General features: G+C 65.2%; 11 protein-coding genes. 6 read left to right on the forward strand and 5 right to left on the reverse strand.

The window, feature by feature from the left end; all coding sequences use genetic code 11:
* Nucleotides 1-40: 40 nt before the first annotated feature.
* Nucleotides 41-727, reverse strand: coding sequence for a hypothetical protein (locus IVB24_RS16405; RefSeq protein WP_247773748.1), 687 nt, complete (start codon nucleotides 725-727; stop codon nucleotides 41-43).
* Between the two features lie 292 nt (nucleotides 728-1019).
* On the opposite strand from IVB24_RS16405, the gene IVB24_RS16410 reads away from it, so the two are divergent.
* Nucleotides 1020-1565 (forward strand): sigma-70 family RNA polymerase sigma factor, encoded by a 546-nt coding sequence (locus IVB24_RS16410; RefSeq protein ID WP_247773750.1) that lies wholly within the window; start codon nucleotides 1020-1022, stop codon nucleotides 1563-1565.
* A 2-nt stretch (nucleotides 1566-1567) separates the two neighbouring features.
* Entirely contained in the window at nucleotides 1568-2206 is a 639-nt protein-coding gene (locus IVB24_RS16415; protein WP_247773751.1) for a DUF1109 domain-containing protein, read from the forward strand.
* A 61-nt stretch (nucleotides 2207-2267) separates the two neighbouring features.
* On the opposite strand, the gene IVB24_RS16420 is transcribed toward IVB24_RS16415, so the two are convergent.
* The 3 genes from IVB24_RS16420 to IVB24_RS16430 all read right to left on the reverse strand — a co-directional run bounded on the left by IVB24_RS16420 (nucleotide 2268) and on the right by IVB24_RS16430 (nucleotide 6831).
* Entirely contained in the window at nucleotides 2268-4289 is a 2022-nt protein-coding gene (locus tag IVB24_RS16420) for a hypothetical protein (protein WP_247773753.1), read from the reverse strand.
* Between the two features lie 214 nt (nucleotides 4290-4503).
* Nucleotides 4504-5607 (reverse strand): DUF2336 domain-containing protein, encoded by a 1104-nt coding sequence (locus IVB24_RS16425; RefSeq protein ID WP_247773755.1) that lies wholly within the window; start codon nucleotides 5605-5607, stop codon nucleotides 4504-4506.
* A gap of 63 nt (nucleotides 5608-5670) precedes the next feature.
* Nucleotides 5671-6831 carry a GGDEF domain-containing protein gene (locus tag IVB24_RS16430; RefSeq protein ID WP_094975192.1) on the reverse strand — a complete coding sequence of 387 codons (1161 nt, stop codon included), beginning with the start codon at nucleotides 6829-6831 and terminating at the stop codon, nucleotides 5671-5673.
* Nucleotides 6832-7267: 436 nt separating this feature from the next.
* Here IVB24_RS16430 and IVB24_RS16435 point away from each other — a divergent pair, with 436 nt between their 5' ends.
* The 4 genes from IVB24_RS16435 to IVB24_RS16450 all read left to right on the forward strand — a co-directional run bounded on the left by IVB24_RS16435 (nucleotide 7268) and on the right by IVB24_RS16450 (nucleotide 11534).
* Nucleotides 7268-7837 carry a sigma-70 family RNA polymerase sigma factor gene (locus IVB24_RS16435; RefSeq protein ID WP_162307447.1) on the forward strand — a complete coding sequence of 190 codons (570 nt, stop codon included), beginning with the start codon at nucleotides 7268-7270 and terminating at the stop codon, nucleotides 7835-7837.
* Nucleotides 7834-8529, forward strand: coding sequence for a hypothetical protein (locus IVB24_RS16440; protein ID WP_094975191.1), 696 nt, complete (start codon nucleotides 7834-7836; stop codon nucleotides 8527-8529). Before IVB24_RS16435 ends, IVB24_RS16440 begins: the two co-directional genes overlap by 4 nt.
* A gap of 15 nt (nucleotides 8530-8544) precedes the next feature.
* The gene (locus tag IVB24_RS16445) at nucleotides 8545-10272 is read left to right on the forward strand and encodes a S8 family serine peptidase (RefSeq protein ID WP_247773756.1); all 1728 of its coding nucleotides are present in this window, start codon (nucleotides 8545-8547) and stop codon (nucleotides 10270-10272) included.
* Nucleotides 10273-10796: 524 nt separating this feature from the next.
* Complete coding sequence (locus IVB24_RS16450) at nucleotides 10797-11534, forward strand: TIGR03809 family protein (protein ID WP_247774107.1); 738 nt, start codon at nucleotides 10797-10799, stop codon at nucleotides 11532-11534.
* 126 nt (nucleotides 11535-11660) lie between these two features.
* Here IVB24_RS16450 and IVB24_RS16455 read toward each other — a convergent pair whose 3' ends face one another.
* Nucleotides 11661-13031 carry a TIGR03808 family TAT-translocated repetitive protein gene (locus IVB24_RS16455; RefSeq protein ID WP_247773758.1) on the reverse strand — a complete coding sequence of 457 codons (1371 nt, stop codon included), beginning with the start codon at nucleotides 13029-13031 and terminating at the stop codon, nucleotides 11661-11663.
* Nucleotides 13032-13107: the final 76 nt, after the last annotated feature.

Raw genomic sequence — 13107 nt, forward strand, 5'->3', positions numbered from 1 at the left:
TCTCAAGCCAGGACATCAGGCTAGGAATTCAGGCCAGCGATCACGCCATGAACATGCGCGCGGCGGACGCCAGCGTCAGCAGCGTGCCGACGCCGATGAAGATCTTGCCGATCAGGGAGCTCTGGTCCCAGGCCGAGCTCTGCTGGCTGCTCGCCATCACCGGTGCCGGCCGGGGCTGCGCCTCGGTTGCGGCAATCACCGCCTTCTGCGCCGGTGGGCTGTCCTGTTGCGCGGCGCGGTCGATGTCGTTGAGCTGATCGGGGGCGACGACCTGAATCTCGGCGTTCTGGCTCTCGGCATTCGCGGCGTTGGTATTATCGGCTGCTGCCTGGACATTGCCGTTGGCGCGGTTCGTCATCGCGGAGGCCGCTGCCGAAGTCGCGGTATCAGCGGCGAGCTGCGCATTGGCGTTGGCGACCGCCGGCGGCATCTGGCTCGAGCCCGCCGCGTCGGTGTCGGCCTTGGTGTCCGCTTTCGGTTCGTCCTTTGCCGGAGCATCAGTCTTATCGGCCGACTTCTGCGCCGTCTTGCTGCTGCCGTTGCGGCGTGACTCGTGGCGTCGGTGCTTGCTCGGCTTGGCCGCATCGGCCTGCTTGCCCGCGCTGTCCGATTTGCCTGTGGCTGAGGCTGGTGCCGCCTGTGCAAGGCCTCCCTGTATAAGGCCGCCGAACAGCAACAAAAGCCCGGTCAGAACAATCAGGGCCGCGCCCCCGCTGGCTTTCATCATGGTGATGATCTCCCCAATTCCGCCCGTCCCGGAAGCGAACAGAGACCCTGGGGCGTGACGACAGCGCGGCAGAAAATGGGAATCTTCGGGCTACACCGGGCAAAACCGGGGCAAACCGGCACCCATGGAGCCAACCGCCGGGTGCGGGACGGGCCGATCTCTGTTATGAGCCGTCGCAGACGCTGACGGCCGGATCGGTAGCGTGGCCCGAGGTTGATCACGAATTTGTGATTTCGTCGGGGGCGCGTAACAAAATTGAACGAACGGCCGAATTGCTTGGTGAGGGGCGCGCGTGCGCGGACGTGAGGACGAATGGACCGGCCTGATGCGGTCGGCCATGGCAGGCGATGATGCGGCGTATCATCGCCTGTTGAGGGCGGTCACGCCCGTGCTGCGCGCGGCCGCGAGGCGAGGCTTGGCCCGGGCAGGTCAGCCTCCTGACCAGGCAGAGGATATCGTGCAGGAGATTCTGTTGGCGGTGCATCTGAAGCGTCACACCTGGGACAGCGAAGCCCCCTTCGCGCCCTGGCTGTTTGCCATCGGCCGCAACAAGCTGATCGACGCGCTGCGCCGGCGCGGCAGGCGCGTCTTCGTCAACATCGACGATTTCGCCGAAACCCTGCCGGGCGAGGCGACCGAGGAAACGGCCTCCGCGGGCGAGGTCGCAGCCCAGCTCAACACCCTGCCGCAGCGCCAGCGCGACGTGCTGCAGTCGATCGCGGTCGAGAGCGCTTCGATCAAGGACACGGCGACGAAGTTTTCGATGAGCGAGGGCGCGGTGCGGGTCGCACTCCATCGCGGACTTGCGGCGCTGACGACCAAACTGCGGGACCACTAGTCATGGACACCGATCAACTCATCCGTTCGCTCGCAGCCGACAACACTCATCGCGCGCCGCGCGTCGGCGCCGTGCTGACCATGGCGCTGCTGGTGGCGGCGCCCTTGTCGATCCTGGTCTTCGCGACGTTCCTCGGCGTGCGGCCGGACGTGATGACGGCCATGCACAACCCGTTCTTCGACATGAAGTTCGCGGTGACGCTGTCGCTCGCGATCCCCGCGATCATCGTCAGCCTGCATCTGTCGCGCCCCGAAGCCCTGCTGCGTGGCTGGGGCTGGCTGCTCTTGCTTCCGGTCGGGCTGCTGGCAGTTGCGATCGGCAGCGAGGCGATGACGGCGCCGGCCATGCCGATGACGATGCGCTTGATGGGCAAGAACTCCAGGGTATGCCTGGTCGCAATTCCGGCGATGTCGCTGCCGCTGCTTGCGGGCGCGCTGTTCGGCCTGCGACACGGCGCGCCCTCGCGCCCCGCGCTCGCCGGAGCGCTCGCCGGCCTGGTGTCGGCCGGGCTTGCCGCGACGCTCTATGCCTCGCACTGCACCGACGATTCGCCCCTGTTCGTCGCGACCTGGTACACGCTCGCGACCGCGGTGGTGACGGCGATCGGCGCGGCGGTCGGGGCGAAAGTCCTGAGATACTGACCGCGCCAGCCAGGCCGCGCGGTCCGTCGTCAGCGCTCGAACAACCCGCGCGAGCTTTGCGTCATGACTTCCTGCGATAGAGGATGAACCGGGTGGACTCTTCGGAGTGCTCGAACTGCTCCTGCAGGATCTGGTCGACCATCTCCTTCAACCAATCATATTGGTAGGTCGCGCCGCGTTCCAAAAAGAAATAGTCGGCTCCGGCAAAACTCCTGATCACCTGATCCCGGCTGAACATGTCCCGGAAGGGCATGAAGTCGCTCTTGGGGGCTCGGCCTAAAGCCGGAAGAATTAGCCAATCCTGGTTGGATAACAACAGCATGCGGCCACCGGGTGGCAAGACCCTGTTGACCAGATCGACGTCGCTGGCGTCGAGTGCGACCTTGATTGGGCCCGCGCTTTGTTTCCATCTGAAGCTGGCGATGCTCGGATACTGCAAATACGACCGCAGCCCGATCGTCACGTGCTGTCGCCGATCCTGCGCGCTCAGAAGCACGGCGACCGAGACGACGGCGACCGCCCCCAGCGACACGGCCGGCACCAACTGCGACTTTGTTCGGCCGACAGCGGCGCGAAATGCCGATCGGCCCCACCACGCGCCGACGGCAAGATAAGCAAACGCGTTCTGCTGCCACACCGCATCGAGCGACCGGTTCACCCACTTGGTCATGAAAACCAGTGCGACGAGAGACAGAACCAGCAGATAAGCGCGCTCGACGGTGCGTGAACCTGTCCACGCGCCGGCGACGCTCACCGCCGTGCCGATGGCGATCGCGGGCATGACGATCTGGTAGACCGTTCCGAAGCCGGGCTGCCAGATCAGGGTTATCGATACCCAGTTCGAGAAGCTGTGCAGACCGAGCGGGGCAAGGAAGACGTACAGAAAGTCTTTCGAAAGGACCGCCGGGCCGAATGCAGCAACGAACAATCCCAGCAGGAACACGATCGACATGCCGGTGAAAGCCGCGACCTCCCAAACACGGCGCCGCTCCAGCAACCGCACGCATAGCGCCGCACAAGCCACGGCCCAGGTATAGATCCCCGTTTCGGTGTTCCAAAAGATCGAAACAGCGCAGACGGCGGACAACGCGGCCAACGACCAACCGGACGGTTTCACCATGAGACGCGCCAGAATGCCCACGGCGATGAACACGAACATGTACCGGATCGCGAGCGCGGACGGCCCGCCGAAAGCATCGCCGTCGGCGTACTGGCACAAAGCGAGAAACACGAACGCCAGGACGAAAGGCATCGCCCGGTTCTGGAAGAAGTCCCGCAGCACCCAATATGCCGACACGTGGAAGATCACGAGACTTCCGGCAATGAACCTGATGTAGAGGCAATACAGGGCATTGGCGTCCGCGGTGAGGAACCTGCTCAACAAGTAAGGCGGGCCGTATCCGTAGAACGCCAGGAAGTCGCGGCCGGGCACCAGGCCCTTTGCGAAATGATAGAGCGCCGGCCCCGTCAGGTAGGATACCGGGTGATTGCCGCCGGCCGCCCGCGTGGCCATGCCCTGCACGTCCCCGGGCAGGATCAGGGCCAGCAGTGCAGCGATCAGCACTGCATCGACCCATCCAAATTCGAATAGCCCGATCGGTCTGGATTCGGCATCGCCATTGATGTGAATGCGGGTCGGGAAGCGCTTCACGAACGGGATGAAACCGGCGGCGACCATGGCGGTCAGCGCGAGCGCTTGAAATCTGGGCTCGAACGTGGCCCGCAGGAACGGATGCAGCTCTGTGATGATGATCACAGACGAGAGGTAGAACAGAACGAGCGAGTGCCCTTCGAAGAACTTTCGCAGCTTGAGGGCAGCAAACGCTACGGCGGCGCCGAACCCGTAGAACAGGAGATAGAAGATTTTCTCGGCGCGTTTGACGGCTTCGCCGTTCGGGACGGCTGATTGAACGACCGGAAAGTCCAGTGCAAGGTTTACGGCAAGGTCCGGCTTGGCGGCATTCAGGATCAGATAGGCCGAGAGGCCAGCTGCAACGGCGCCAACGCATGCTCCCCACAATGCCAAACTCTGAAAACGCCAAAGCTCAAGTTCTGACCGTGTTATCGGTTTGACAAGACGCAACGGGCCCCCCCCGGGACGAAATCCTCCGGAAGGCTAGAACAAAAAAATCGCCGACACCATAAGTGCTGCGCCATGGATGGCATGCCCCTGGGGAGAAGGCCCCGGAGCATGATCCCGAATGCGGGGCGTGATCTCTTCCGCAAGGTTGCGTCGTGCGTTTCACAAAAAGGTCACGCTCGACGGTCGAGCCGCGTGACCCTTGCTCAGTCGCGCCTCACGCCGCCGGAATCGTGCCCTGCTGCATGCGGTGGAAGCGCAGCACCTGCTGCGCGGTCGAGCTGCGCAGGGCCTCGTAGGCGTCGCGCAGCGTCAGCATGTCGGTCTGCGAGCCGCCGGAGAGCTTCTCGCGCATGGCGATGATGGCGCGCACGCTTGGCCAGGACATGCCCGCGACCTTGGCAAGGACCATCACGCCCTCGGTACGGCTTTCGATCATCATGGTCTCGGCGGTCTCGACCGCGACGCCTGCGAGCGCCGCGAGCCCCGCATTGGTTTCGTCGAATTTGCCCTGCTCGGCGAAACTGGTGACCTGGAATTCGTTGAGACGGCCGTCCTCGTGCAGCGACCTCACCAGCGCGCGCGCCATCTCGGTCTGCTTCGTCGTGGCAGCGGCGCGGACCCTCTGGGCCACTTCCTGCACCACTCTCGATACCTCGTCCACGAGCTCCGGATGCGCGGCCTCGAGCTTCCTGCGCACGCTCAGGGACGCTTTCGCGATCAGCTTCAAATAGTGATGGCGCGGCAGGTCCGGCCGCTGGCCGATGCAGGTGGCGAGGTCGTCGTCGCGTTCGGCGCGGGTGACGAGATCGGTGAGGCTTCCCTCGGAGAGTCGCGCGCCCGGATTGCCGACGGTCGACTGCACCACGTCCTCGTTGCCGCGCGTCACCAGCACGTCGGTCAGCGCTTCCGACAGCACCCGTCGCAGCGAGATCGCCTTGAGATGCGCCTGGCCTCGCGTGCGCGCGATCTCGATCAAGGTCGTCTCGTCCAGCCGTTCCGATCTCGACAGCACGGGGCCGGAGACCTCGATGACCTCGTCGAGCGCGAGTGTGCGGATGATTTTCGGCGGCGCAGCCGCGATCGGCGCGAGGCGGCCGGCGAGCAGCACCTTGGCCGAGATCTCGATCTGCTCGATCAGGCACTGGAATACGTCGTCGAACACGCGGATGTGGTCGTCGGAATAGTCCACCGCGTTGCCCACGAACAGATCGGTGACGCGGCGCAGCGTCTCGACCCGGCGCGCGACGGTGCCGTGCGAGAGCGCGGCCTGCAGTTCCTCGAGCAAATTCTCGGATGTCTTCGCGGATCTGGATATCATGGCCCTGTCCTGGAGCGCTTGGTCCGGCGGCGGCTTCTGTCGCAGCAGGAAAAAATGGATTGGTCAGCTGGTTGCAATGCGGTTGCGCCCTTGCGCCTTGGCGGAATAGAGCGCGCGATCGGCGCGCGCGAGAAACGTGTCGGCAGTATCGACGTCGCGCAGCGTCACGACGCCCGCGGAAATGGTCACGTGCATATTCAGGGAGAATGCGCTCCAGTCGAGATCGGCGACGATGCTGCGCAAGCGCTCGAGCATGCGTTGTGCGGCGTCACCCGACGTGTCCGGCAGCAGCAGCAGGAATTCCTCGCCGCCGTAGCGGCCGAAGCAATCGGCCGGACGGATGTTGGCGAACATGGTGATCGCGAAGGTGCGCAGCACTTCGTCGCCGACGGGGTGGCCGTGGGCGTCGTTGATGCGCTTGAACCAGTCGAGATCGATCAGCGCGATCGCGCAAGGCGTCGATGCCTGCCGCGACTTTTCGATCTCGGCGTCGAGAAGCCGCATGATGCAGCGACGGTTGTAGGAACCGGTGAGCTCGTCGAGCTCGGCCAGCTCCTCGATGCGCTGATAGGCATCCTTCAGCTCGATGCTGCGCCGGTACAGGATCTTGCGCAGGGTGGCGCCGAACAGGCCGAGGAAAGCGCACTGGCCGATCACCAGCACGAAGCAGAGCATCGAGGCGGTTCGCTCGAGGCGGGTCGTAACCGGCAGTCCGATCGGCAGGTCAGAGCCCAGGAAGACCAGCGCGAGCCCGCCGGTGGCAAGGCCCCAGGTGAGCATCGCCTGGCTCGAGGTCATCCGCAGCGTGCCGAACGCGAAGATCAGAAACAGCACGGCGATGAACGCGACCCCGACCGTGGGCACGGCGAGCAGGAACACCAGCTGCACTGCCATATGCGCCGAGATCTGGAAGACGGTGAGGTAATGATCCTCGAACCGGTCGCCGAAGCCGGCTTCCGACAGCACGGTGAACGTCCCGATGATCAGGAGACCGCCGAGCCAGAACAGCGACGGAACGACCATGGAGACCGCGCCAGCATAGGCGTAGAGCAACAGGACCGAGGCGCCCAGCGAATAGCTCGCCACCTGGCCGATATACATCTGGCGGCGCTGCCGGGCCCGGCGCGCCAGCACTTCGGGGGGCGCCGCCCCCTCGGGCGAGAGCACGAGATCCGCGACCTCAGCGGCATTCCTGTCGGGAAAGGACGTCGCGGCCGTGCTCATGGTCCCGCCAATGGTGGATGTCCGCGTAAAAATCTACGTGGCAAGCCTTTAGGTTTGGTATCCTTTGAAACCGAATCCGAACCGTGCAGCGCAGAACAAGGTGGCAGGCTCGGCGGGAGAATTTTTGCCGGCGATAGGGCATCGGTTAGCGATGCGATCGAGCCTAAGCCGGGCTTGGCGAGACATATGTCGTGCAGGACTGCTATGGAACCGGACGAGGTCGGCCTGTGCCGGACAGGCATTCCGCAGGGAAGTATTGCAGTATTATGTTACCGATCTTGATGAAAGCGGCCGACGACCGCGGGTGGGACGAGAAAAATACTCGTATGTGGGGTGGATCACACAGGCGCCCGTATGACTGCGGTACCCTGAACAATTTTGCCCCCCCTGTCGAACCGTCCGCCGCGCCGACCCGACCAACTTTGCGAGACGGGCATTGAGCGTGACACAGGCGGCTTCGGACGAGGTCCTGATCGCCAGGATCGCTCAAGGTGACCGGCTCGCCATGCAGGTGCTGTACGGGCGGCACCATGTCAGGGTGTATCGTTTCGGGCTGAGGCTCGTGCGGGACGAGCAGGCGGCGGAAGACCTCATCAGCGAGGTGTTTCTCGACGTCTGGCGTCAAGCCGGCAAGTTCGAGGGCCGATCCGCCGTTTCTACCTGGCTGCTGGCAATTACCCGGTTCAAGGCCCTGTCTGCGCTCCGGCGCAGGAAGGATTTTGAACTGGACGAAGACGCCGCCAACGCGATCGAGGACACGTCCGACAATCCGGAAACGGCGGTGCAGAAGAAAGATACAAGTGCTGCGTTGCGGGAGTGTCTGACGGGCCTCTCGCCGGACCACCGGGAAATCGTCGATCTCGTCTACTACCACGAGAAGTCCGTGGAAGAGGTGGCCGAAATCGTCGGAATACCGGAGAACACTGTAAAGACGCGCTTGTTCTATGCGCGCAAGAAATTGGCCGAACTGCTGAAGGCAGCCGGCGTTGAGCGAGGCTGGCCATGATGGCTTTGAGCAAGAAGATGCTGGAGCAAGAGCCCGGTGAAATTGAACTCCTGCTGCCGTGGCACGCTGCCGGCACGCTGAACGCGCGCGATGCGCGGCGGGTCGAGGAAGCGCTGGCGCGCGACCCCGAGCTTGCCAGGCAATACGCCGCGATCCGCGGCGAGTACGAAGAGACCATCCATCTGAACGAGAGCCTCGGGGCTCCCTCGGCGCGCGCGATGCAGAAATTGTTCGCCGCGATCGACGCCGAGCCGGCGCGGGCGAGCGGCTCGCTGCCGCTGTCGGCGCGCATCTCGACCTTCTTCGCGAGCCTGTCGCCGCGCACATTGGCGTGGTCGGCGAGCCTCGGTGCCATCGCGCTGATGCTGCAGGCCGGAATCATCGGCGCCGTGCTGATGAAGAACCAGCCTGCGACCTTCCAGACAGCTTCGCTCTCGACCAGCGGTCCGATCACACGCGAACTCGGCACGGCTGTTCCGCCGGCGCGCGCGCTGGTGCGCTTCACGCCCGAGGCCCGCGTCGGCGACATCACCGCGTTGCTCGACAGCTACCAGGCCTCGATCATCGGCGATGCCAAGGGCGGCATGTTCCGCCTCCAGTTCGACAAGGCGATGAGCCAGGACGAGCTCGCTTCGCTGCTCGGCAGGATGCAGCGTGAGAAGTTCGTCAACCTCGCCGTCGCGGCGCCCTAGCGCGCCGCTGATCCGATGACAGGCAAGTCCGAGAGCAAGTCCGAGAGCAGGGTGCGCACCGGGGCCTACGCTTCACCGGTCGGCGCCGCGCTTCTGATCGCTGCCTGTCTCGGCGTCGACGTTGCGCAGGCGCAGGCGATCATGCGCATGCCGACGATCAGCGTGCCCACGCGAACGCCGACCATCTCTCCGAGCATCGCCTCGCGCGTCGGTCCGACGGTCTCGGCCAGGGCGGTATCCGTCGATCGCGGCCCGCGGACGATCGCGACCATTCCCCACACCACGACGTCGCGCCTGCGGCTGACGACGGTGCAGCCTTATGCGCGCTATTCGCCGAACCTGTATCCGGCTTGCACCGCGCCCTATCGCGATGCCGACGGCGAATGCCTCGCGCAGCCGAATGCAGGCGGCGGTGACCCTGGCAAACCCGTCAAGAAGAGCGCCGGCAAGGGCCGCGGCAACGTCACGCCGGTCGTCGCCGGCAATCTGCGCAGCTTCGCCAACGAATTCGTGGCCGAGATCGACGGCACGATGTCGCCCGGTGATGCCGACGCGCTGGCCCGCCGGCACGGCTTGACGCGGATATCGTCGGAGAGCTTCCCGCTGATCGGCGCCACGTTCGGTCTGTTCCGCATCACGGATGGCCGGCCGTACGAGACGGTGCGGCGCGAATTCGCGACCGACGGCAGCGTGCGCTCGGTCCAGCCGAACTTCCGCTATGTGCTGCAGGACCAGAAATCGACGCCCCCGAGCGAAGGCGATCCTGCGCAATATGCCCTGACGAAACTCCGCCTGCCGCAGGCGCATACGCTGGCGCACGGCGCCAACGTCACGGTTGCCGTGATCGACTCCGGCATCGACACAAGGCATCCCGAACTCGCCAATTCCATCGCCGACAATTTCGATGCGCTCGGCAGCGCGGAGGGGCCCCACGTCCACGGCACCGGTATCGCCGGCGCCATCGTGGCGCATGATCGGCTGATGGGCAGCGCGCCTGAGGCGCGCATCATCGCGATCCGCGCCTTCGGCGGCACCAATGGCGGCGCCGAGAGCTCGTCCTACATCATCCTGCGGTCGCTGAATTACGCCGCCGAGCACGGCGCGCAGATCATCAATATGAGCTTCGCCGGTCCAAAGGACGCGGTGATCGAACGGGCCATCGCGGCGACCGCCGCGCGCGGCCTCGTGCTGATCGCGGCCGCCGGCAATGCTGGCGCGAAATCGCCGCCGCTCTATCCGGCTGCCAATCCCAACGTGATTGCGGTCAGCGCGACCGACCAGAAGGACAGGCTGTTCACTGCGTCTAACCGCGGCAATTACATCGCCGTCGCAGCGCCGGGCGTCGACATCTTCCTGCCGGCGCCGGACGGCAAGTACCAGATGACGTCGGGAACCTCGTTCTCGGCCGCCTATGTCTCCGGCGTCGCGGCGTTGCTGCTCGAGCGCAACTACGCCTTGAAGCCGGAAGCGCTGCGCATGACGCTGGCGAAGACCGCGCGCGACCTCGGCTCGCCCGGGCGCGACGAGCTTTTCGGCGACGGCCAAGCCGATGCGTTTGCCGCGGTCATGGCTGTTCCCGCCGACAGCGCCACGCCCGTTGCGGCTGCGTCGGGTACAACAAAACGTGAAGATGCCGCGAAGCGCCGCGACGAGCCCAACAGCCGCGCGATCGAACAGCCCTCGTTGTCGAGCGCGGACGATAAAGCCACGGTTTCTCAGGCGGATAGGCCGGCGACGCGATAGCGCCTGCGGCAAAGATACGCGCGTTGCGAAGGCCAAAAAATCGAACGCGGCATTGAACGTTCAGCCGGCTGCCACGACCAAATTATGTGGGAGCGGTCATCCCTCCCCATCAGTCATATTAGGCGCGAGCGCCCATCCACCCCAAGCGCCCATATGGCTCGACCCGTCCGGTTGTCCCCCCGGACGGGTCTTTTCTTTTTGGGGCCTGTTTTTTTGAAGTCTCTCGATCGCTCAGCTTCCGGTAGCGATCGCGCCTGCGTTCGTGGCCGTCGCTCGGGAGGCACCCCGCAAGTCCGTCATGCTTGCGCGAGGCTTGACTCCAAAAGCCCGTAAATCTCCGCTGGACTACGGAGTTTGACGACGAAACTCGTGTCGTTGCTGGACAAGTCAAAACTTTTCCACAAAATATTCATGTCGCTTCTAAATTGATTCGTGTGCGTTGCGTCCCCCCGCGTCCGTGTTTTTCCCTGACGGGCTGGTTCATGACACATCGCCAAGAGTCTAACTGCGCGTCTGCGCGTGCCGTGGTTGCTGGCCGCGATGTCGCGGCGCGCTGGTGCGCTCTCGCCGAGCAGCGGCTGCAACATCTCTCCGAAATGTTCGAGACCGGCCGCTGGCGCCGTTATCACTCCGAGATCGCATTCCTCGAAAACATCCAGGAAGCCAAGCGCGCCGTCGAGACCTGGCGCGCGCTGGCGACCGGTGCTGATGTCGCCGAGGCCGCTGCAAGCGTGACGCCGGCAATCGGCTGGTCGCCGGCGACCATGCCCCGGGTGTTTCCGCGCGAGCAGCAGGCGCAGATCGTGCAGCCCAAGACCCTGCAGCCAAAGGCCGTCCACATCGCCCCCGAGACCGCCGTGCCGGTCAGGCTCGACCCGCAGCCGGACGTTCTCGCCGAAATCACCGAAGCGCCGCTTGCCCCTCCTGCCGCCTCCGCCGCAATGCCGTCGTTTATTGCGCCTGCCGAGATGCCGCCGCTCAAGGCTCCCGCGGCGAGGGCACCGCTTACCGCTCCTGCCGTGAGGTCACCGCTCGCGGCGCCTGCCGCAACTCCTGCATTCGCCGCGCCTGAAGTGAGGCCGCCGCTCGCGGTCGCTGCGGCGAAGCCGCCGAAGACCGCGCCTGCCACGATGGCAGCGCTCCTGCCGCAGTTCGCCCCGCCGGCCGAGGAAATCGTCGCAGCCCCCGAGCGCGTCGTCGAATTCACCTTCAACCTCGACGGCCTGGAAGCCAAGTACCCACTGCTCAGGAACGCATTCTAGCGTCTGGGAGGGGGGCAAGGGAAAGCAAGCGCGCTTCTCACCCCGTCATCCCGAGGCGCGAGGCATGGGACGCAGCGCGTCCCATGGGGAGCCTCGAAGGATGTACGGCCCGGCTGTCAGCCGCGCCTACCTTCGAACCGCATTGCCGCCGACCATCACCTGCGCGAATCGTTGCGCGCCGTCGGCTGACAGATCCGAGGTCACCGCGCGCGCATGGTCCAGGCCGACGACGGCGCCGCGCGGGGTTTCGGAGATCATGTTGTTGTTGACCAGCGCGATGCCTGCGCCCGGCACGACGGAGACGCCGACGCCCGCCAGCGCCTTGCGGATCACGTTGCCGGTGATCGCGACGTCGCGCAGATATTTGCCCCAGCCGGCGACGATGCCGTAGGACGGCGCATTCTCGATCACATTGCCGGTCACGGCTGAATCCGCCTCGATGTAGATGCCGACGCCCGCGTCGTCGTCGGGCGCGGTGCCGATCGGTCGTTTCGGGATCAAATTGCGGATGATGTTGCCTTGGACCACCGCGATGCGGCCGCCCTCGTTGAAATTGCAGACGGAGACGCCGACGGCGGCGCCATCCACCGTGTTGTTGGCGATCACCGCGGCCTCGAACGCGAACTCGGAATAGAGCGCGACCTCGCGCACGTCGCTGACGCTGTTGCCAGTGATGTGGATGTTCGAGGCCGAATTGCCGCGCACCGCGGAGTAATCGCAGTTCCTGATGCGGTTGCCGCGCACGATCACGTTGCCGGCGCGAAAGGCATTGATGGCATTGCCGTACTGACCGGAGCCGCCGGGACCGGCCTTGATGTTCTCGATGCGGTTGTCGGCGACCAGCGTGCCATCGTCGCCGATCGCGCTGCGCAGGATCTCGATGCCGTTGTCGTTGGTGCCGATAATCGTGTTACGGCAGACGCTGAGCCCCTTGGCGTCGAACGAGACCACCGCGGTGACCGCGACGTCAGTGAAGATGTTGCCGGAGATGTCGCCCGTGACCTGCTCTAGCCAGATGCCGCTGCCGCCTGAGTTCGTGATCTCGCAATCGGCGATGCGGATGTCGCGTCCGCCGAGCACATGGATCAGCCCGCGACGCGTCGGCAGCGGAATGCCGCCGCCGTCGAAGGTGATGCCGGTGAGGCCGATGGAGTCCGAACCGTCGCTCTGGATCGCCGAGGCGCCACCGGTGAAGATGAGTTTCGTCGCGCCGCGCACGCCGATCAATTGTGCGCCGTTCGGCAGCCGCAACAGCCCGGTGCGATAGACGCCGGGCGGTAGCGCCAGCGGCATCTGCGCCCGCGCCGCTTCGTCGATCGCGCGTTGCAGCGCGCGGGTCTGATCTTCGCTGCTACCGGGCCGCACGCCGTATTGCGTGGCGTCACGGCCGAGCAGGGACGTCAGCGGCGCCGCGCGCGCGGCATCGGCCGGCATGGCGAGCGCGCCTGCGATGCCTGCGGTCGAAGCTCCGATGAGATGACGGCGATTGAGGTCCATGACGCGTCCTCCGGCGGAAGCGGGAGGGCATCCGCGTCGACTAGGTAGCGCAGGGGCGGCCGGAGTCGTGAGGATT

It is taken from the genome of Bradyrhizobium sp. 192 (assembly GCF_023100965.1).
Taxonomy (GTDB): Bacteria; Pseudomonadota; Alphaproteobacteria; order Rhizobiales; family Xanthobacteraceae; genus Bradyrhizobium; species Bradyrhizobium symbiodeficiens.